Source organism: Pseudomonas sp. KD5 (assembly GCF_012932895.1).
Taxonomy (GTDB): domain Bacteria; phylum Pseudomonadota; class Gammaproteobacteria; order Pseudomonadales; family Pseudomonadaceae; genus Aquipseudomonas.
Genome location: NZ_JDWJ01000002.1, coordinates 270,858 through 291,220, shown reverse-complemented (window position 1 = coordinate 291,220; position 20,363 = coordinate 270,858). Strand labels below are relative to the sequence as shown.

At 59.2% G+C, this 20,363-nt stretch carries 16 protein-coding genes; 15 read left to right on the top strand and 1 reads right to left on the bottom strand.

Annotated features, from left to right (window positions below):
- Positions 1 to 168: 168 nt before the first annotated feature.
- From AF70_RS05050 to AF70_RS04980, 15 genes are all read left to right on the top strand, one after another.
- On the top strand, positions 169 to 849 hold the full coding sequence (locus tag AF70_RS05050; protein ID WP_028940612.1) for a histidine phosphatase family protein: 681 nt from the start codon (positions 169 to 171) through the stop codon (positions 847 to 849).
- Between the two features lie 187 nt (positions 850 to 1,036).
- Positions 1,037 to 2,758 carry a lipid IV(A) 4-amino-4-deoxy-L-arabinosyltransferase gene (gene arnT / locus AF70_RS05045; RefSeq protein ID WP_028940613.1) on the top strand — a complete coding sequence of 574 codons (1,722 nt, stop codon included), beginning with the start codon at positions 1,037 to 1,039 and terminating at the stop codon, positions 2,756 to 2,758.
- Between the two features lie 27 nt (positions 2,759 to 2,785).
- Entirely contained in the window at positions 2,786 to 4,315 is a 1,530-nt protein-coding gene (locus AF70_RS05040) for a glycosyltransferase family 39 protein (RefSeq protein WP_028940614.1), read from the top strand.
- A 201-nt stretch (positions 4,316 to 4,516) separates the two neighbouring features.
- A complete protein-coding gene (locus AF70_RS05035) occupies positions 4,517 to 5,533 on the top strand; it encodes an iron ABC transporter substrate-binding protein (RefSeq protein WP_028940615.1) in 1,017 nt (338 codons plus the stop codon).
- A complete protein-coding gene (locus AF70_RS05030) occupies positions 5,534 to 7,135 on the top strand; it encodes an iron ABC transporter permease (protein WP_026331639.1) in 1,602 nt (533 codons plus the stop codon).
- Positions 7,132 to 8,202: an ABC transporter ATP-binding protein gene (locus AF70_RS05025; protein WP_019578866.1), complete on the top strand. Its 1,071-nt coding sequence runs from the start codon at positions 7,132 to 7,134 to the stop codon at positions 8,200 to 8,202. Before AF70_RS05030 ends, AF70_RS05025 begins: the two co-directional genes overlap by 4 nt.
- A gap of 413 nt (positions 8,203 to 8,615) precedes the next feature.
- On the top strand, positions 8,616 to 9,764 hold the full coding sequence (gene arnB, locus AF70_RS05020; RefSeq protein ID WP_018925835.1) for a UDP-4-amino-4-deoxy-L-arabinose aminotransferase: 1,149 nt from the start codon (positions 8,616 to 8,618) through the stop codon (positions 9,762 to 9,764).
- Positions 9,761 to 10,780 (top strand): undecaprenyl-phosphate 4-deoxy-4-formamido-L-arabinose transferase, encoded by a 1,020-nt coding sequence (gene arnC / locus AF70_RS05015; RefSeq protein ID WP_028940616.1) that lies wholly within the window; start codon positions 9,761 to 9,763, stop codon positions 10,778 to 10,780. The genes arnB and arnC overlap by 4 nt, the downstream gene beginning before the upstream one ends.
- The gene (gene arnA, locus AF70_RS05010; protein ID WP_028940617.1) at positions 10,777 to 12,771 is read left to right on the top strand and encodes a bifunctional UDP-4-amino-4-deoxy-L-arabinose formyltransferase/UDP-glucuronic acid oxidase ArnA; all 1,995 of its coding nucleotides are present in this window, start codon (positions 10,777 to 10,779) and stop codon (positions 12,769 to 12,771) included. Before arnC ends, arnA begins: the two co-directional genes overlap by 4 nt.
- A complete protein-coding gene (gene arnD / locus AF70_RS05005; protein WP_019578863.1) occupies positions 12,771 to 13,655 on the top strand; it encodes a 4-deoxy-4-formamido-L-arabinose-phosphoundecaprenol deformylase in 885 nt (294 codons plus the stop codon). Before arnA ends, arnD begins: the two co-directional genes overlap by 1 nt.
- Complete coding sequence (gene arnT / locus AF70_RS05000) at positions 13,652 to 15,307, top strand: lipid IV(A) 4-amino-4-deoxy-L-arabinosyltransferase (RefSeq protein ID WP_019578862.1); 1,656 nt, start codon at positions 13,652 to 13,654, stop codon at positions 15,305 to 15,307. Before arnD ends, arnT (AF70_RS05000) begins: the two co-directional genes overlap by 4 nt.
- On the top strand, positions 15,304 to 15,648 hold the full coding sequence (arnE, locus tag AF70_RS04995) for a 4-amino-4-deoxy-L-arabinose-phosphoundecaprenol flippase subunit ArnE (protein WP_019578861.1): 345 nt from the start codon (positions 15,304 to 15,306) through the stop codon (positions 15,646 to 15,648). Before arnT (AF70_RS05000) ends, arnE begins: the two co-directional genes overlap by 4 nt.
- On the top strand, positions 15,645 to 16,058 hold the full coding sequence (gene arnF / locus AF70_RS04990; protein WP_019578860.1) for a 4-amino-4-deoxy-L-arabinose-phosphoundecaprenol flippase subunit ArnF: 414 nt from the start codon (positions 15,645 to 15,647) through the stop codon (positions 16,056 to 16,058). The genes arnE and arnF overlap by 4 nt, the downstream gene beginning before the upstream one ends.
- Positions 16,055 to 17,419, top strand: a complete 1,365-nt coding sequence (locus AF70_RS04985) for a UDP-glucose/GDP-mannose dehydrogenase family protein (protein ID WP_028940618.1) — start codon at positions 16,055 to 16,057, stop codon at positions 17,417 to 17,419. The genes arnF and AF70_RS04985 overlap by 4 nt, the downstream gene beginning before the upstream one ends.
- A gap of 56 nt (positions 17,420 to 17,475) precedes the next feature.
- Positions 17,476 to 19,014: a glycosyltransferase family 39 protein gene (locus tag AF70_RS04980; RefSeq protein ID WP_019578858.1), complete on the top strand. Its 1,539-nt coding sequence runs from the start codon at positions 17,476 to 17,478 to the stop codon at positions 19,012 to 19,014.
- A gap of 142 nt (positions 19,015 to 19,156) precedes the next feature.
- On the opposite strand, the gene AF70_RS04975 is transcribed toward AF70_RS04980, so the two are convergent.
- Positions 19,157 to 20,122 carry a LysR family transcriptional regulator gene (locus AF70_RS04975; protein WP_019578857.1) on the bottom strand — a complete coding sequence of 322 codons (966 nt, stop codon included), beginning with the start codon at positions 20,120 to 20,122 and terminating at the stop codon, positions 19,157 to 19,159.
- Positions 20,123 to 20,363 lie beyond the last annotated feature (241 nt).

Genomic DNA, 20,363 nt, shown 5'->3' with positions numbered 1-20,363 from the left:
ACAACCAACTAAAAAAATACTGAAATTTTTATACGCAAATTTTTCACATCCCTTTCACCACTCCGACACCTGCCTTGAACTAGTGTCTTTCCATGGCCCTTCAAGCGTTGTTACGCAGGGTCGTATTTGAAAGTTGTTCTCTATTGCGTACCGACGGGTAAACAAAACATGGTTGATCATGTATCGCGCAAACAGCCAGCGGCACGAATCGTTACATCGCGGCTCGGCAAACTGGCCGCGGTAACGGCCGCTCTGGTTATCGCGGCTCTCGTCACGGGGTTTGTCTGGTGGCCCAGATCGCCGATCAACCTGGCGACCGCCGGGTCCGAAGCGACCAACAGCCTGGTCGATCGCTGGCAAGCCGGTGAAGTGGCGGTACTGGTTCGCCATGCGGAACGCTGCGACCAGTCCAGCAATCCGTGCCTTGGCCCCGCCGACGGCATTACCCGAGTCGGCAGCGAAGCCGCCACAGCCGTGGGCCAAGGCTTTATGCAGCTGGGCATGACCCAGACCGATGTGCTGAGCAGCCCAGCCACCCGCACTGCGCAAACCTCGCGTTACATGTTCGGGAAAGACGCGATGACCCAGGAATGGCTGGTCAGCTGCGGTAAAACCCTGCGTAACGATGTGGTGGCGCACAAGCAAGCCCATCGAAATCTGGTGCTGGTCACGCACAGCGGTTGCATCAGCGACTTCGAAGCCCAGACCGGCTTCGAGCGCGCGACGACCAGTAAGTATGGCAGTGCCTTGTTCGTGCAAATTGCCGCCGACGGGCAACCTCAGGTACTCGGCATTGTGAATGCCACTGACTGGCAGACGCTGTTGCACGGCAAAGCCTTGAAACAATAATCGCGGCAAAAAAAATCGAAGCCGAGAAAGCATTTTTGCTCGGGCAGACTATAACTAGTCCGTAACCCTTAGATGGCTGACGCAACTTCTGTAGTTCATATCGCTATTGTGTTGCTTTATGTAAGAAGTTCCGCTAGTGCACGCGTGCACCTAGCGGAACAACATCCTTCTGCGCCAAGGTCGAGTCATGACGTCCAATAACTTGTTGCCCCACCCCGACGGCTCTTTATTGCGTGGCACCGCGCGTGCGCTGCCCATCACCGAACGCTGGATCGTGCCCGGCTTGCTGCTGGCCTACGTGGTTTTCTACCTGCTGCCGCTAGTCACCCATGGTCTATGGATTCCCGATGAAACCCGTTATGGCCAGATCAGTCAGGAAATGCTGCTGAGCGGTAACTGGGTGTCCCCGCACTTCATGGGTATCCGCTACTTCGAGAAACCCATCGCCGGTTACTGGATGATCGCCATCGGTCAAGCGGTGTTTGGCGACAACCTGTTTGGTGTGCGTATCGCTTCGGCACTGAGCACCGGGCTGAGCGTCTGGCTGACTTACCTGATTGCTCGCCGATTCTGGAATGACCCGGGCAAGAGTTTTATCTGCGCCTTGCTCTACATGAGCTTCGGTCTGATCGCCGGACAAGCCGGATACGCCAACCTCGATCCGCAATTCACGCTCTGGGTCAACTTGAGCCTGGTCGCGTTGTGGTTTGCCATCGATAGCCATTCCTCCCGCGGCAAACTCGGCGCTTGGGCGCTGTTGGGTTTTGCCTGTGGCATGGGCTTCATGACCAAGGGCTTTCTCGCCTGGTTGTTGCCGGTATTGATCGCTCTGCCCTACATGATTTGGCAGCGACGCCTGGGCGAGCTGTTGCGCTACGGACCACTGGCGGTGGTCGTGGCGGCGGTGGTCTGCCTGCCGTGGGTGCTCGCCATTCACCATCAGGAACCGGATTTCTGGCGGTTCTTCTTCTGGCACGAACACATTCGCCGTTTCGCTGCCGATAACGCGCAACATGCTCGCCCGTGGTGGTTCTATCTGCCGCTGCTGGTCGCTTCGAGCCTGCCGTGGGCCGCCTTGTTGCCGACGACGTTGGTTCAGGCCTGGCAGCAAAAGCGCCAGCCCGTGATCGGTTTTCTGTTGCTCTGGATGCTGTTGCCCCTGGCGTTCTTCAGCTCGAGTAGCGGCAAACTGCCGACCTACATCATGCCGTGTCTGTTGCCTCTGGCGTTGCTGATGGGACACGCAGTGATGGAGCTGTTGAATCAAGGACGAGGCCGGATCATTCGCATCAACGGCGTGATCAACGTCGTCATCGCCACCAGCGCCCTGATCGCCCTGCTGTATCTGCAAGCCACCAAGGAAGTCTACGAAAACACCGAGATGTTCACCCTGTCCCTGGCGTTCATCGTGTTGCTCGGCTGGATCATCACCAACGCCTTGCAGGTGCTGCGTCCATTGATGTTCTGGGCCATGCCGGCACTCGGCATCTGGCTGCTGGTAGCGTTGTTGCCGGCTGCGATGCCGGCACAGATCGTCAATAGCCAAATGCCTGACCAGTTCATCGCCGAGCATCTGGATGCCTTGAGTCAGACGACATCGTTGCTCAGCAACGATCTGGGTGCGGCGTCAGCTTTGTCGTGGCGACTGAAGCGGCCACAGGTCGATCTTTACAACACTATCGGCGAGCTGAAATATGGCCTCGATGATCCCGCCATGGCGTCACGTAAAGTCACCATGGACAACGTCGGGCAATGGATGACCGAGGCCCGCAAAAAAGGTGCGGTCGGTGTGGTGATGCGGGTTAACAGCGTCGTGGAAATGCAGGAAGTCGAGATGTTGCCCATCGATGGCAAGCGTTATCAGCGCGGCCAACTGGAGATTCTGATATTCCCGCAGAGCCAACCCTGACGCCGTCCGTTCTACAGGAAACCCGTCATGAAGTTTTGGGCAAGTGACAGGGGCGCGTTGGCGCTCCTGCTGGGTGTGTCTGCGCTGATTTTGTTGTTGGGTCTGGGCACGCGGGAGTTATGGGGGCCGGAAACCCGCTGGGCCAACATCGCGCTGCAAATGCTGCAGAGCGGTGACTATTTCGATCCTTATCTCAAGGGCGAAGCGTATTACGACAAACCGCTGCCCTCCTATTGGCTGATCACGGCCACGGCCTGGCTGACCGGTGGTTTGGGACACTGGTCATTACGCTTGTCTTCGGTGATTGCTGCCTGGTTGAGCATCTGGCTGGTGTACTTGATCGGCGAGCAGCTGATGCGCAAAGGCACCGGGTTGATTGCCGGCTGGATGCTGGCAACCACCTTCTATTTCGCGTTCTGGGCACGGGTCGCCACCGCCGACATCCTCACCGTCTGCGGTGTGCTGGCGGCGGTCTGGTGGTATTGGCGCGGGCCGCAAGACACACGCTTCAGCCGTTACCTGGTGTTTTTCCTGCTGCTGTCCCTGACTTCGTTGTTCAAAGGCCTTATCGGCTTCATTCTGCCGGGCTTGCTGCTGTTACCGCATGTGGTGCAGGGCGGTCGCTGGAAAAGCCACCTCAACCTGCGGCTGTGCGCGGCCCTGGTCATCGCCGGGGCGTTTTACATGACGCCGTTCATATTGTCGCATCTCTACGGCGCGCCGACTTATGGCGAAAGTGGCCTGGGCCTGGTGCTACGGGAAAACGTCGTGCGGTTTTTCCAGCCCTTCGACAACATCGGACCGATCTACACCTATCTGATTTACCTCCCGGTCTACACCCTGCCATGGGCGCCTTGCTGGATGCTGGGGTTGTGGTTTGCGCTGCGCCACTGGCGTAGCGTCGAACCCAATACGCGCTGGCTGGTTTGGGGGTTGGGTCTGTTGATGCTGTTTTTCACGGCCAGCGGCAGTCGACGCAGTTACTACGTGTTGCCCCTGGTGCCCTTCGCCCAGTTGCTGGGCGCCTGGTGGATCACCCGGCGAATGGCCGAACGCAACGCCACAGACAGGTTCGGTAGTCGCCGATTGAAAATCGGTTTCGGCCTGACCGCTGTGTTGTTGATGGCGATACTCGGTGTGTTCTATCCCTGGACCAACGGCGGTGGCGGCGTGGTTCAGTTCGGTGAGACGGTCAGGCTTGAGGCCAGCAAACGCGCACCGCTCAATACATGGCGCATGGTGATGATCGAGGTGGACAACAAAGTGCCGATGTACCTGCAAACCGGCGGCGCCCCCTTCTATTACGTGCAGCAAACCCAGGACTTTCCTCGCACCGGCGATACCGCCGCGCTGATGACCTGGCTGGACAACACCAGCGGCCAGCACTGGGACCCGCAACGCACCATCGTTATCACCCAGTACCGCAACGGTGATGCGGTACCGCTGGACTACCTGAGTGCCGACCATCAGGTCATCACGACCGCGCCCACTAACGGCGAGCGCCTATTCCACGGCCGTGAAGACCAGAGCGTGGCGTTTATACCCCGGGGCGAATGAATGTCAGTGCACGCTTTTGCCCACCACGGCGTCGGTTCGGGTTTTCCGTCGACAGTGAAATGACATCTATTTACGATTTTTTTGACGTTTTTTTCTCATTTGGCGCTCTACATTCGCGGCGACTCAAACATGCAAATGATTCGCATTGTTCCAATAATGAATCTGCGCGTGTTGACTAAAAAAACAGGAGCCGTCGACAGAATGATTTCCCGCATCCCCTCGTTCCTTAAAAACGCATTGCTGACCACTGCTTTCCTCAGCGTCGGTCACGTGTATGCCGCTGCGCAGGCTGACGGAATCGTGGTCTACAACGCTCAACACGAAAGCCTGACCAAAGCCTGGATCGAAGGCTTCACCAAGGAAACCGGCATCAAAGTGACCGTACGCAATGGCGACGACACCGAGATGGGCAATCAGCTTGTGCAAGAAGGTGCAGCCTCCCCGGCCGACGTGTTCCTGACCGAAAACTCCCCGGCGATGGTGCTGGTCGACAACGCGGGGCTGTTTGCACCGGTTGCGCCGAGCACGCTGGAACAAGTGGGCGCGGCCTATCGTCCGGCGCATGGCAAATGGGTTGGGATTGCCGCACGCTCCACGGTGTTCGTCTACAACCCGAGCAAGCTGTCTGAAGCAGACTTGCCAAAATCGCTGATGGACCTCGCCGCACCGAACTGGAAAGGCCGCTGGGCCGCTTCGCCGGCCGGTGCCGACTTCCAGGCCATCGTCGCTGCCGTGCTGGAACTCAAGGGTGAAGCCGCGACCCTCGACTGGCTGAAAGCGATGAAAACCAACTTCACCGCCTACCGGGGCAACAGCGCCGTGCTCAAGGCAGTCAATGCCGGTCAGATCGACAGCGGCGTGATCTATCACTATTACAGCTTCGTCGATCAGTCCAAGACCGGCGAGAACAGCAAGAACACCTCGCTGAAGTACTTCAAACACAAGGATCCAGGGGCCTTTGTCAGCCTGTCCGGTGGCGGCGTCCTGGCCTCCAGTCAACACAAGGAACAGGCCCAGGCATTCCTGAAATGGATTACCGGCAAAGACGGCCAGGCGATCCTCAAGAACGGCAACTCGTTTGAATACGCCGTGGGCAAGAATGCAGAGTCCAATCCGAAACTGGTGCCGCTGCAGCAACTCGACGCTCCGACTGTCGACGTCTCGAAACTCGACAGCAAAAAGGCGGTTGAGCTGATGACCCAGGCCGGGTTGCTCTAATTGCTTCCTGAAACGCTACCGGCAGAGGTCGCTGCGGCGTCCTCTGCACACTTGCGCGCACGCTCTCGTGGCCTCTTCGCGGGCCGCGGCGGCGCCTGGGTGATTAGTCTGTCGGTGCTGATGTCGTTGCTGGCGTTACTGCCGATTGCTTTCGTCATCGGCGTATCGGTGCAGACTGGCTGGGCGACGCTTGTGACGCTGGTATGGCGCCCACGCGTCGGCGAGTTGCTGATCAACACCGTGCTGCTGGTGGTGCTCACCATTCCCTTGTGCATCGCACTGGGTCTGGCGCTGGCCTGGTTGACGGAACGCACCAACTTGCCGGGGCGGCGCTGGTGGTCGCTGTTGGCGACGGCGCCGCTGGCGGTGCCGGCATTCGTGCACAGCTATGCGTGGGTCAGTCTGGTGCCACCGATTCATGGGCTGTTTGCCGGCGTTCTGGTGTCGGTCATCGCCTATTTCCCGTTTCTTTACCTGCCGATAGCAGCGACTTTGCGCCGGCTCGATCCGGCCATCGAAGATGTCTCCGAGTCGTTGGGGCTCAAGCCCTGGGCAGTGTTCTTTCGCGTAGTGCTGCCGCAGTTGCGCCTGGCCATCTGCGGCGGTGCCTTGCTGGTGGGGCTGCACCTGCTGGCCGAGTACGGTCTGTACGCGATGATTCGCTTCGACACCTTCACCACGGCCATCTTTGACCAGTTCAAGTCCACCTTCAACGGGCCTGCCGCCAATATGCTGGCCGGCGTCCTCGCGCTCTGCTGCCTGGCCATGCTGACGGCCGAGTCGGCTGCTCGCGGTACGGCGCGCTACGCCCGGGTCGGGTCGGGAAGCGCGCGCGAACAAAGGATCGTGCGCTTGAATGGGCGCACCACCCTGCTCGCGCTGACGCTGCAAGCCGTGACCTGCGTGCTGGCACTCGGTGTGCCGTTGATCACCCTTGGCAAGTGGCTGATCGCCGGTGGTGCGCAAGTCTGGAGCCTGAGCGAACTGTTGCCGGCGCTGGAGCAGACGCTGATGCTCGGGGCCGCCGGCGCGCTCATTACCACCTGCGCGGCCATCCCGATCGCCTGGCTGTCGATTCGCTCACCCGGCCCGTTGCAACGCGTGCTGGAAAGCTGCAACTACATTACCAGCGCGTTGCCGGGGATTGTCGTGGCGCTGGCATTGGTGACCCTGACGATTCATTTTGCCCGGCCGATTTACCAGACCACCATCACGGTGCTGCTGGCGTATTTACTGATGTTTTTGCCCCGCGCCCTGGTGAGTTTGCGCGCGGGCATCGCCCAGGCGCCGGTGGAACTGGAGAACATGGCGCGCAGCCTCGGCCGGTCGCCCGGTCGGGCATTGTGGCTGATTACTCTGCGTCTGGCCGCACCCGGTGCGGCCGCTGGCGCTGCGCTGGTGTTTCTGGCTGTCACCAATGAGTTGACCGCTACCCTGCTGCTCGCCCCCAATGGCACGCGCACCCTGGCCACCGGTTTCTGGGCAATGACCAGTGAAATCGACTATGCCGCCGCTGCGCCCTATGCCTTGCTCATGATTCTGCTGTCGCTTCCGTTAACCGGACTTCTTTACCACCAATCCAAACGCACGGCTGGCCGATGAACGCTCTTGAACTCCACTCGATCTGCAAGTCCTACGGTTCTCAGCGAGCCCTGGAGAACATCAGCCTGTCGGTGCCGACGGGAAGCCGTACGGTGATCGTCGGCCCGTCCGGTTCGGGCAAGACCACCTTGCTGCGAATGATCGCCGGTTTCGAATTTCCGGACTCTGGCAGCCTTGCGCTCAATGGTCAGATGCTGGTCGACGGCACCCGCGAGGTTCCCGCGCATCAACGCTTGATCGGCTATGTTCCGCAGGATGGTGCACTGTTCCCGCACATGACCGTAGCCGCCAACATCGGTTTCGGGCTTGCGGCCAAAGGCGTGGCCAGGCAGGAACGCATCGCCGAGTTGATGGACAGCGTGGCACTGGATTCAAGCATGGCCAATCGTTGGCCGCATGAACTCTCCGGCGGCCAGCAACAGCGTGTCGCGCTGGCCCGGGCCCTGGCGCAACAACCACGGCTGATGTTGCTGGACGAGCCGTTCTCGGCGCTCGATACCGGTTTGCGCGCTGCTATGCGCAAATTGGTCGCACGGCTTCTGGCTGACGCCGGCGTCACGACCATTCTGGTGACACACGATCAAAGTGAAGCGTTGTCATTCGCCGATCAGTTGGCGGTGATGCGTCAGGGCCGGCTAGTGCAATCCGGACATCCGCTGGACCTTTACCGTTATCCCGCCGATGAACAAACCGCGCTGTTTCTCGGGGATGCCGTGGTCATGCCGGCCAGAATTGAAGCCGGTTGGGCTCATTGCGATCTGGGTCGCATACCGGTCAACAACCACAGAAACAACCGATCAGCGCAAATCATGCTGCGCCCCGAGCAACTTCAGCTGATCAGCGCGCCCAACGGCCTGGCGCAACAGGACGGCTGTCGCGGCGTGGTCACCGAATGCGACTTCGGCGGTAATACCTGCACATTGACCGTGGAATTACAGACGTTGAGCGCTGATGAGCGTCCGGGGCGTTCATTGCTGGTGCGCAGTTCCGGCATGCACGCGCCACCCGCTGGCAGCGAGGTTCATGTGTCGATCATCGGCCATGCTCATGTACTGAGCGAACCTTAAGCTTTTGAATCGGTAACGGGTGAGAAACGAAATCGCCCTGAATATAACAATTCAAATAAACAACTAAGCAATGCAGCGCAAGTCCATCAAGGCGGACACTTCTGTACGCCTTTCCCCACAAAAAGTGCGTGAGCCGGTAGAAGCCTGAACAGTGCCTGTATGGGCTTGAAATAAAACGAATCACCTACCGGTTTTTCATGTTCCTTTCACAAAATCGCGCTTACCCTCAACGGACCGGAGATGGCGTCTTGATGGCGTCCAATCCGCTGGGCATGACAAGCAAAGTCAACCGATGTAATTTGTCACAAATTACTGGCAACTGCTTGATGCGGCTTTTGTTTTAGCGTCTACGCTGATGTTGGATCCAACGTTCAAGCCTGATAGTCTAATTTTTTTTCAGTTCCGAGGTGCCCATGAGTCAGGCGTTTCTCCCCTTCTCTCGCCCGAGTATCGGCGACGAAGAAATTGCTGCGGTAGAGCAAGTACTGCGCTCTGGCTGGATCACTACCGGGCCGAAAAACCAGCAACTGGAAGAACACTTCGCCAACTATGTTGGCTGTCGGCATGCCGTCGCATTGTCCTCGGCCACCGGTGGCATGCACATTACTTTATTGGCCTTGGGTATCGGTCCCGGCGACGAAGTCATCACTCCGTCCCAGACCTGGGTGTCCACCGCCAACATGATCTGCCTGCTCGGTGCGACGCCGGTTTTCGTCGACGTTGACCGCGACACGTTGATGAGCGACCTCGAGAGCATCGAAGCGGCGATCACGCCTCGCACCAAGGCAATCATTCCGGTGCATTACGCCGGCGCGGCATTCGACCTCGATCCGCTCTACGCTCTGGCCGACAAACATGGCATCACCGTCATCGAAGACGCGGCTCACGCGGCGGGCACTTTCTATAAAGGTCGGCATGTCGGCGCCCAAGGCACGGCGATCTTCTCGTTCCACGCGATCAAGAACATGACCTGCGCCGAGGGCGCGATGTTCGTCAGCGACGATGAAGCCTTGGCCAATCGGGTCCGCATGCTCAAGTTCCATGGCCTGGGCGTCGACGCCTACGACCGCCTCACCCACGGCCGCAAACCCCAGGCCCAGGTGATCGAACCCGGCTTCAAGTACAACCTGGCCGACATCAATGCCGCCATCGCCCTGGTGCAGCTGGAACGCCTGGACGCGATCAACGCCAAGCGCACAGAGCTGGCCCAGACCTACCTGCAACGCCTTGAAGGCCTGCCGGTGCAACCACTGGCCATTCCGGCCCATGCGCAACAGCACGCCTGGCATCTGTTCATCCTGCGCATTGACGCCGAACGTTGCGGGCTGGATCGCGAGGCGTTCATGAAGGCGTTGCAGGAACAGAACATCGGCACCGGTATTCACTTCATCGCCACCCACCTGCACACTTACTACCGGCAGCGTTTCCCCAACATCTACCTGCCCAACACCGAATGGAACTCGGCGCGGCTGTGTTCGATCCCGTTGTTCCCCGACATGACCACCGATGATGTCGATCGTGTCGTCGGCGCCATTGAAAAAACACTGGACAGAAGCCTGTGAAACCTTATCCGATCCGTTGCGTATCAATCGTCATCCCGGTCTATAACGAGGAAGACAGTCTGCCCGAGTTGCTCCGGCGCACCGAAGCGGCGTGCCAGCAACTGCACCATGACTACGAAATAGTGCTGGTCGACGACGGCAGCCGCGACAACTCGGCGCAAATCCTCGAGGACGCGGCCAGTCTCGACGGCAGCCCGGTGGTGGCGGTCATTCTCAACCGCAACTACGGCCAGCATGCGGCGATCATGGCAGGGTTCGAACAATGCAAGGGCGACGTGGTGATCACCCTCGACGCCGACCTGCAAAACCCGCCTGAAGAAATCCCGCGGCTGGTGGCTCAAGCCGAACTTGGCTATGACGTAGTCGCCACGGTGCGCAACAACCGTCAGGACTCGGCCTTGCGTCGCTGGCCGTCGAAGCTGATCAACCTTGCCGTGCAGCGCTCCACCGGTGTTGCCATGAGCGACTACGGCTGCATGCTGCGCGCCTACCGCCGCACCATCGTCGACGCCATGCTCGCCTGCCGCGAACGCAGCACGTTCATCCCGATCCTGGCCAATAGCTTCGCCCGGCACACCACGGAAATTCTGGTGACCCACGCCGAGCGTGAACACGGCGAATCCAAATACAGCCCGATGCGCCTGATCAACCTGATGTTCGATCTGGTCACCTGCATGACAACCACACCGCTGCGATTGCTGAGCATCGTCGGCTTCGGCATGGCCGGCCTCGGCGTGCTGTTCGCCATCGCGCTGATTGTGCTGCGCATGGCTTTCGGCGCCGGTTGGGCGGGCGGCGGTACGTTCGTCCTGTTCGCCGTATTGTTCGTTTTCACCGGTGGGCAATTCATTGGCATGGGCCTGCTGGGCGAGTACCTGGGCCGCATGTACAGTGACGTCCGGGCACGTCCACGGTTCTTTATCGAAAAAGTTTTACGTAGCACCCCTTCTGCTCCTGCCCCCGTTGTCACCGTTGACGGTCTCACTTCCACTTCTTCAGATCAGGTTCTCTCATGAGTGCAAAAGCTGTTGTCTTCGCTTATCACGATATTGGCTGTGCCGGCATCGAATCCCTGCTTGCCAGCGGTTTCGAGATTGCAGCCGTGTTCACCCATCCCGATGACCCGAAGGAAAATGCGTTCTATGGCTCGGTTGCGCAACTGTGCGCCCGTAAAGGCATCCCGGTGCACGCCCCGGAAGACGCCAACCACCCGCTGTGGATCGAGCGCATCAGCAAACTCAACCCCGAGTACCTGTTTTCGTTCTACTACCGCAACCTGCTGAGCGAGCCACTGTTGGCCACGGCCAGCAAAGGCGCCTTCAACCTGCACGGTTCGTTGCTGCCTCGCTACCGAGGCCGCGCACCGGCCAACTGGGTACTGGTCAACGGTGAAACCGAGACCGGCGTGACCCTGCACCGCATGGTCAAACGTGCCGATGCCGGCGCCATCATTGCCCAGGAGCGGGTAGCGATCGAGCGCGCCGACACCGCGCTGACCCTGCACGGCAAATTGCGCCAGGCCGCCAGCGATCTGCTGCGCGACACCTTGCCTGCATTGCTTCAGGGCAAAATCAGCGAAACCCCACAGGACGAATCCAAAGCCACAGTGTTTGGCCGTCGCACCCCGGCGGACGGCAAACTGGTCTGGAGCAAACCGGCCGAAGAACTGTTCAATCTGGTCCGCGCCGTGACCCAACCTTACCCGGGCGCGTTCTGTGCCGTGGGCGAGCACAAGTTGATTGTCTGGAGCGCGGATGTCGTCAAGGGCAACGAAGGCCAGGCACCGGGCCGGGTTATCAGCGTCGATCCGCTGCGAATCGCCTGCGGCAAAGACTCGCTGGTGATCAATGCCGGCCAACGCAACGACAACGGCCTGTACCTCAGCGGCCCACAACTGGCCAATGAACTGGGGCTGGTCGACGGTTCTGTGCTGCGTGGCGCCGAATCGGGCCGTGCACCGCGCCGCACCCGCGTGCTGATCCTTGGCGTCAACGGCTTCATCGGCAATCACCTGTCCGAGCGTCTGCTGCGTGACGACCGCTATGAAGTGTACGGCCTGGACATCGGCTCGGACGCCATCGAGCGCCTGCGCAGCCATCCGAACTTCCACTTCGTCGAAGGCGATATCAGCATCCACTCGGAGTGGATCGAGTACCACATCAAGAAATGCGACGTGGTCCTGCCGCTGGTGGCGATCGCCACGCCGATCGAATACACCCGCAATCCGCTGCGTGTATTCGAACTGGACTTCGAAGAGAACCTGAAACTGGTTCGCTACTGCGTTAAATACAACAAACGCGTGATCTTCCCGTCGACCTCCGAAGTCTATGGCATGTGCCAGGACGCCAACTTCGACGAAGACAGCTCCAACCTGGTGGTTGGGCCGATCAACAAGCAACGCTGGATCTACTCGATCTCCAAACAGCTGCTTGACCGAGTGATCTGGGCTTACGGCCAGAAAGGCCTGAACTTCACCCTGTTCCGCCCTTTCAACTGGATGGGCCCACGCCTGGACCGTCTGGACTCGGCGCGTATCGGCAGCTCCCGGGCCATCACCCAGTTGATCCTGAACCTGGTGGAAGGCACGCCAATTCGCCTGTTCGACGGTGGCGAACAAAAACGCTGCTTCACCGACATCGCCGATGGCGTCGAAGCCCTGGCGCGGATCATCGACAACGACAACGATGTCTGCAACGGCCAGATCATTAACATCGGCAACCCGGACAACGAAGCCAGCATTCGTCAGCTGGGCGAAGAACTGCTGCGTCAGTTCGAAGCTCACCCGTTGCGCGACAACTTCCCGCCATTCGCCGGTTTCCGCGATATCGAAAGCAAGGCCTTCTACGGCACTGGCTATCAGGACGTGTCTCACCGCAAACCGAGCATCGCCAACGCCAAGCGTCTGCTTGACTGGGCACCCACCGTGGAGATGAAGGAAACCATCGGCAACACGCTGGACTTCTTCCTGCGCGAGGCCATGCTCGAAATCGCGGACAAAAAACGTTGATGCAGGCAGGCCTTCGAATCGATGTCGACACCTACCGAGGCACCCGTGAAGGGGTGCCGCGGTTACTCGAAATGCTCGATGAAGCACAGGTCAAGGCGACGTTTTTCTTCAGCGTCGGGCCAGACAACATGGGGCGCCACTTGTGGCGCCTTATCCGTCCGCAGTTTCTCTGGAAGATGCTTCGTTCCAACGCTGCCGGCCTGTATGGCTGGGATATTTTGTTGGCCGGCACTGCGTGGCCGGGCAAACCGATCGGTCGCGACCTCGGGCACCTGATGCGTCAGGCGCAGGCGGCCGGGCATGAAGTCGGCCTGCACGCCTGGGATCACCACGGCTGGCAGGCCAATGCCGGACGCTGGAGCCAGGCGCAACTGATCGAGCAAATTCGCCGTGGCGTCGATAGCCTCAGTGACATCCTCGGTCAAAAAGTCGAATGCTCGGCGTCCGCCGGTTGGCGGGCGGACGAGCGTGTGATCGAAGCCAAGCAAGGTTTCGGCTTTCGCTACAACAGCGATTGTCGAGGCCAGCACCTGTTCCAGCCAATCCTGACCAATGGTAGTCTGGGCGCACCGCAGATTCCGGTGGACCTGCCGACCTTCGATGAAGTGGTTGGCCCGACCGTTGCAGCCAAAGACTTCAACACCTTTATTCTTGAGCGGTTCTCCCCGCAAAAACTCAATGTCTACACTGTCCATGCCGAAGTAGAAGGGATTCTGATGGCCAACGATTTTCGCCAATTACTGGCCGATGCTCGCCAACGTGATATTCATTTCCAGCCCTTGGGCCATTTGCTTCCCGACGCCCCCGCCATCTTGCCAAAGGGCCGGGTCGTGCGCGGCACCCTTGAGGGTCGCGAAGGTTGGCTAGGGGTTCAAGGCGCATGAGCAAACCCTGGGCATTGCCGTTATTACTGGTCGTTCTGCTGCTGGCGTACTTGTTGCCACTGGGCACCCACGGCCTTTGGATTCCCGACGAAACCCGTTACGCCCAGATCAGCCAGGACATGCTCCTGAGCGGTAACTGGGTGTCGCCGCACTTCATGAGCCTGCGTTACTTCGAAAAGCCCATCGCGGGCTACTGGATGATCGCCATCGGTCAGGCGCTGTTTGGCGATAATCTGTTTGGCGTGCGTATCGCCTCGGTGCTGAGTACCGGGCTGAGCGTGTTGCTGTGTTATCTGATCGCTCACCGACTGTGGAATGAGCCGCGCAAGAGTTTTGCCTGTGCGCTGCTGTACATGAGCTTTGCGATCGTCGCCGGGCAAGCCGGCTACGCCAACCTCGATCCGCAATTCACCTTCTGGGTCAACCTGAGCCTGGTGGCATTGTGGTTTGCGCTGGACAGCACCAGCCGTGGCCAGCGTCTGCTCGGCTGGACTGTACTGGGGCTGGCCTGCGGCATGGGTTTCATGACCAAAGGCTTCCTCGCCTGGGCGTTGCCGGTGTTGATCGCCCTGCCCTGGGTGCTCTGGCAGAAACGCTGGCGGGAACTGCTGACTTACGGCCCGGTGGCGATTGTCGTGGCCATCGCGGTGAGCCTGCCGTGGGCCTTGGCGGTGCACGCGCAGGAACCCGATTACTGGCGGTTCTTCTTCTGGCACGAACACATTCGCCGCTTCGCCGGGGATGACGCCCAACACGATGCGCCATGGTGGTTCTACCTGCCGCTGCTGGTGGCGTTCAGCCTGCCATGGGCGGCGTTGCTGCCATCGGCGCTGAAACAGGCCTGGCAGACCCGGCGTCAGGCCAACATCGCTTTCCTGCTGCTGTGGTTGCTGATGCCCTTGCTGTTTTTCAGCTTGAGCAACGGCAAGCTGCCAACCTACATCATGCCCTGCCTGCTGCCTCTGGCGTTGTTGCTGGGCCATGCCCTGGCGGACCGACTGAAGCTGGAACAAGGCCGGGTGCTGGGGATCAATGGCCTGCTGAACATGACGCTGGGCCTGATCGTCCTGATTGCGCTGGTCTATCTGCAACTGAAAAAGCCGCTGTACACCCACGAACTGCACAACCTGGTATTGGTGTTCATCGGGTTGATCGGCTGGATCATGGCCAACCTGCTGCAGGCCTTCCGTCCCTTGCAATGCTGGGCGGCACCGGCTTTTGGCAGTTTGCTGCTGATCGGCGTGTTGCCGGCCGGCATGCCGGATTCGGTGGTGGCGAACAAGATGCCCGACCAGTTCATCCTCCAGCACGCCCCGGAGCTGGCGCAAACCGACAAGCTGTTGAGCAACGACCTGGGCGCTGCTTCGGCCCTGGCCTGGCGCTTGAAACGCCCCGAGGTGGCGTTGTACAACACGATAGGCGAATTGAAATACGGCCTCGACTATCCTGATCCAGATGCAATGCAGCAGCGGGTCGATCTCAAACACGTGCAACAGTGGATGCGCGAAGCGCGTCAGAGTGGTTCGGTCGGCGTGGTGATGCGGGTCAAAGGGGATGACGAACTGCAAGAAATCGAACTGCTACCCAAAGATGGCAAGCGTTATGAACAAGGCAACCTGGTGATTCTGATCTTCCCTCGGGATGCGTCATGAGCCTGTTGCTGGTACTGACCGCGTGCCTGCTGACCTGCCTGGGCCAGATCGCCCAGAAGTACGCCGTGGAAAGCTGGCGTGGCAAGACCTCGGGCTGGGGCGAGAAACTGCGTTCGCCCTGGCTGTGGCTGGCGCTCGCCTCTCTGGGGCTGGGTTTGCTGGTCTGGCTGCTGGTGTTGCAGCGCCTCGAAGTCGGTATCGCCTATCCCATGCTCAGCCTGAATTTCGTGCTGATCACACTGGTCGCCCGTTTCGTCTTTCACGAAGTCATCGACCGCCGTCATTGGTTGGGCGTGGCACTGGTGATTGGTGGCGTGGCGTTGCTGGGGCAACACGCATGAGCCTGCGTCGCGGAATTGCCTTTGCCATGGGCAGCGTAGTGCTGGGCACCGCCGCGCAGTTGGGCATGCGCTGGAGCATGACTCGATTGCCACATCCCGAACAGTGGTTAGCGGCCTTGAGCAGCGGCAGCGTCGATATGCCCGCTGTGATTGTCGTGCTGGCCGCCATCCTCGCCTATGCCGTGTCGATGCTCACCTGGCTCGCCGCCCTGCGGGATGTGCCCCTGGGTCGTGCCTATTCGCTGCTGAGCATCAGCTACGCGCTGGTGTATGTGCTGGCCGCCAGCCTGCCGCTGTTCAACGAATCCTTCAGTCTTTCAAAAACCCTGGGAGTGGCGCTGGTCATCCTCGGTGTTATCACTATTAATTCTCGACCTGCTCGCGCGCCCGAACTTAGGAGTGCATCATGAAAATCAGTGTATTTGGTAGCGGTTACGTTGGTCTGGTGCAAGCCGCCGTCCTGGCCGAAGTCGGCCACGATGTAGTGTGTATGGACATTGACGAGAAAAAAGTTGCGTTGCTGCAACAAGGCCACGTCAGCATCTTCGAGCCGGGGCTGGCCAGCCTGGTGCGTGAAAGCCTGGACGCCAAGCGGCTGCAGTTCACCTCGGACGAAAAATTCGCGGTGCAACATGGCCAGGTGCTGTTCATCGCCGTCGGCACGCCGTCCCGGGAGGATGGTTCGGCGGATCTGCAATACGTGTTGTCCGTGGGCGAAGCAGTGGCGCGCCATCGTGAACAGCCGGTGATTCTGGTGGAAAAATCCACGGTGCCGGTGGGCACCGGCGATACGCTGCGCGCCCATATCGACCAGTACCTGCTCAAGGCCGGCCGTCAGTTGCAGTTCGATATCGTTTCCAACCCGGAGTTTTTGAAAGAAGGTTCGGCCGTGGCCGATTGCCGCCGTCCGGACCGCATCATCATCGGCTGTGAAGGCGATGAAGTGCGCGAGGTGATGCGCGACCTCTATGCACCGTTCAACCGCAACCATGACCGCGTCATGTTCATGGACCTGCGCAGCGCCGAGCTGACCAAATACGCCGCCAACTGCATGCTGGCGACCAAAATCAGCTTCATCAACCAGATCGCCGAACTGGCCGAACACCTGGGTGCCGATATCGAATCGGTACGGCTGGGCATCGGTGCCGATTCGCGCATCGGTTACCACTTCATCTATCCCGGCTGCGGTTACGGCGGCTCGTGTTTCCCCAAGGACATGCGCGCACTGATTCACAGTGCCGAAGAAGCCCATTGCAACAGCGACCTGCTGCAAGCGGTAGAAGCCATCAACCAGCGGCAGAAACACAAACTGTTCGAACGCATCAACGCCTTCTACAAAGGTGATTTACGCGACAAAACCTTCGCCGTGTGGGGCCTGGCCTTCAAGCCCAACACCGACGACATGCGCGATGCGCCGAGCCGGGTGCTACTGGAGTCGCTGTGGGCTGCGGGGGCCAATGTACGGGCGTTCGACCCGGAAGCCATGCAGGAAACCCAACAGCTTTATCCTGACGAACCGAAGCTGATGCTCATGGGCACGCCGGAATCAGTCCTTTCGGGCGCCGACGCATTGATCATCTGCACCGAATGGCAGCAGTTCAAGGCGCCGGACTTCGACCTGATCCAGCAACGCCTGAATGCACCGGTGATTTTCGACGGACGTAACCTGTACGACGCCGAGCGCCTGGCGCGCAGCGGTTTCCTGTACTTCCCGATGGGCCGCGGTGAATCGTGCAAGTTACCGATTCCAGCGGCCTCAGTCATCGCGTGAGTACGGTATCGCCCAGCATTCGTCGGCAGTCCTTAGGGTTCGGGCTGCTGACGTTCATGCTGTTCATCGCGGGGGTCTATCAGCAAACAGCAATCGGTTTCGATTCGCGGTTCGTGCTGTTCGCCCAGGAGATGCTGCGCCACGGGCCGTCGTTTTTCCCGACCACCTATGGCCAGCCCTATGCCGATTACTCGGCGCTGTCTACGGTGTTTGTCTGGCTGTTGTCCCTGCCGTTCGGTCAGGTCAATAGCCTCACCGCGTGGTTGCCGACTGCCATCGGCGCTGCGGTGATCGTCACGTTGATGTACCGGTTGGTCGCGCCCTGCTCCACACGCTGGGCACTGCTGAGCATCGCGTTGATGTTGCTCACCAGTACATTTGTCACTGAAACCCGTGCCGTGTCCCAGGACCTGATGCTGGCGGCCGTGGCCTTTTCGGTGTTCTACCTTGGGTACGCCGCCGATCATTTCGCGATGCCCCGTCGGTGGCCGCTGATTTTTGTGCTGCTGCTGTTGGGCTTCGGGATTCGCGGGCCGATCGGGCTGGTGATCCCCACCGGTATGCTGTGCAGCTACTACCTGCTCAATCGCCAATGGTCACGGTTGTTCGGTTTTGGCCTGTTGGCGGCGGTGTTGTTGGTGGTGTGCGTTGGCGCACTGCTGTGGCTGGCCGAAGCCAGTGGTGGAACGGCCTTCATGCATGACGTGGTGCGCATGCAGTTCATGGGGCGCATGGACGGCAGTGAAGGCGTCAGTGGTTCGCTGTATTACTTCACCGCTTCGTTTGGCAACTATGCGCTCGCTTATCCATTGGCACTGCTGGTATTGGCCGCGGTCTGGCTGACGAATCCACGGCAGGCAGGTCCGGCATTACGCCTGTTGCAATACTGCACGGCGGCCGGATTGATCGTGATGATTGGCTTGTCGATTCCCCAGGCGAAAAAGGCCCGTTACCTGCTGCCGATGCTGCCCATGGCGGCGATCATTGCGGCATACCCGTTTCAGGTGGCGCAAGGTCGGGTATTCGGTTGGTTGCGGGGTTTGATGCAAGGGCTGTGGTTGGTGATACCGGGGGTGTTGATTGTCGCATTGCTGATCATTCAGCGGCGTCTGCCAGCACAACCTCCTGCCTTTGTGCCGGTATTGATCGTGCTTGCGGCTCTGCAAGTCATCACGCTGGCGGCTTGGTTTCGCGCTCGCTGGCGAGCCGAGGTGCTGGCCTGTTGCGCAGTCCTCGCGCTGTGGTCGGTTTATATCCTGGTATATGAACCGGTCGAACGTCAGCTTTACGATACGCAAGCCTTCAGCCGAGCCGCGTTCGCAGAGATTCAAAAAGCCCCGGCGCCATTGGTGCTGCACGGCATGGGCAAAGACGCCAAGGCGATCAAGTTCATGGTCAATATCGAGCAAGACTTTCAACCGGTGTTCACCGAATCGACACAGGAACTGGAAGCCCTCTCGGGGCCGGCCTGGCTGATGATGGACCGAAACGACTACAACGCCTTGCAAGGCACTCCGCTGGGTGCCCAGCCACCGGTATTGAGCGGACGTTTCGATAAAAACGATTTCGTATTGCTGCACACGCCGCCCTTGTAGGAACTACCGCAGGTTGCGATCTTTTGATGGTTTCGATGTTGCTGAAGAGCAAGATCAAAGATCGCAGCCTGCAGTAGCTCCTGCGTATCCATGTATTGTCCGTTAGTTACTGTTAACCACACTTGAACGCCTACGTTTGAGGTTAAACCGGCGCCTTCAAATCCACCCCCAGCGCCTGGGCAAACGCCTTCACCAACGGACTGCGCACAGTGTTGTGGCGCAGGATCAGATTGAACGGCGTGACGATGTTGATCAGGTCCGGACGCACCGCCCGAAACTGTCCCTGAGCCACCAGGTTTGCCGCGTAATGCTCGGGCAGAAAACCGACGAAACGGCCCGTCTTGACCAGCAGCGCCACGGCTTCCACTTGAGTCGCCGAAGCGGAAAAGCTGTCGTAGCGGGCAAAATTCAGTTTGTCCCGATGGATCGCGTAGCGGTGGTTGATGCACTCGTAATCCTGCAGCACATTGCCGCCCATGTCCGCCTCCGGCACCGAGAACAGTGGATGACCGACGGCGCAATACACGTACGAGCGTTCTTCATACAGCGGGAAGTAATCGAACTCTTCTCTTTTTTGATAAACCGGCACGATCCCGGCCACTAACCGCCCCTCGACCACGCCTCTTTCCACTTCATCTAACTGCGATGCCTGAAGTTGAAATCTTACTTTCGGCGACTCTTCATTTATTCTTCTAATCGCCGCAACTAACGGAGAATTGGAATCCGTAATTGTATTATCAATGACGCCCACCCCAAGGTCGCCAATAAGTTCATTCTGAGCTGAACTAAGCCGATCACGAAAGTTATCGACCGAGGCAAATAAATCGATCGACGCCTGATACACCAGACGCCCTTCTTCGGTCAGGTGAAACCCTTCCCGCCCCCGGGTACACAGGCGCATGCCAATACGAATCTCAAGGTCGGAAATCTGTTTGCTGATGGCCGCCAAGCCCACGTTCAGCTCATTCTGCGCCGCACTGAAGCCGCCAGCCTCGACCACGGCCTTGAATACTTTGAGCAGTTTGAAGTCCAGGCCGCTGAGGGCCAACGGCGCCCGATGTACCGTTTTTAACGGCGGGTTTCCGGAATTGGAAAGTGGGGTTTCCATAATGCTTATTTACCTCTGGCGCCCTATTCAACAACCTGTGTCCAACAACAAAAACAGTGCTGGCTAATAATAATGAACACAGAAAACAAGGCTTGGCAACCGTTAATAAATCCCGCCGATCAGTGCCAACTCACTGATTTCGAACTATTAAAAGCTGACACTTCGATCAGCTCTCGCCCTTTAGCAACTGCCCTCTTGAACACTGCTTGGCCATGACCACACCCGAATAATTTCCGGGAAG

Excerpts from the sequence above, each read along its gene's own strand:
- AF70_RS04985 (WP_028940618.1), top strand. The coding sequence starts at position 16,055 with ATGAAAATCAGTGTATTTGGTAGCGGTTACGTTGGTCTGGTGCAAGCC.
- AF70_RS04975 (WP_019578857.1), bottom strand. The coding sequence starts at position 20,122 with ATGGAAACCCCACTTTCCAATTCCGGAAACCCGCCGTTAAAAACGGTA.
- AF70_RS05035 (WP_028940615.1), top strand. The coding sequence starts at position 4,517 with ATGATTTCCCGCATCCCCTCGTTCCTTAAAAACGCATTGCTGACCACT.
- AF70_RS05050 (WP_028940612.1), top strand. The coding sequence starts at position 169 with ATGGTTGATCATGTATCGCGCAAACAGCCAGCGGCACGAATCGTTACA.
- arnE (WP_019578861.1), top strand. The coding sequence starts at position 15,304 with ATGAGCCTGTTGCTGGTACTGACCGCGTGCCTGCTGACCTGCCTGGGC.
- arnA (WP_028940617.1), top strand. The coding sequence starts at position 10,777 with ATGAGTGCAAAAGCTGTTGTCTTCGCTTATCACGATATTGGCTGTGCC.
- AF70_RS05040 (WP_028940614.1), top strand. The coding sequence starts at position 2,786 with ATGAAGTTTTGGGCAAGTGACAGGGGCGCGTTGGCGCTCCTGCTGGGT.
- arnT (WP_028940613.1), top strand. The coding sequence starts at position 1,037 with ATGACGTCCAATAACTTGTTGCCCCACCCCGACGGCTCTTTATTGCGT.
- AF70_RS05025 (WP_019578866.1), top strand. The coding sequence starts at position 7,132 with ATGAACGCTCTTGAACTCCACTCGATCTGCAAGTCCTACGGTTCTCAG.
- arnD (WP_019578863.1), top strand. The coding sequence starts at position 12,771 with ATGCAGGCAGGCCTTCGAATCGATGTCGACACCTACCGAGGCACCCGT.
- arnT (WP_019578862.1), top strand. The coding sequence starts at position 13,652 with ATGAGCAAACCCTGGGCATTGCCGTTATTACTGGTCGTTCTGCTGCTG.
- AF70_RS04980 (WP_019578858.1), top strand. The coding sequence starts at position 17,476 with ATGCTGTTCATCGCGGGGGTCTATCAGCAAACAGCAATCGGTTTCGAT.
- arnF (WP_019578860.1), top strand. The coding sequence starts at position 15,645 with ATGAGCCTGCGTCGCGGAATTGCCTTTGCCATGGGCAGCGTAGTGCTG.
- arnB (WP_018925835.1), top strand. The coding sequence starts at position 8,616 with ATGAGTCAGGCGTTTCTCCCCTTCTCTCGCCCGAGTATCGGCGACGAA.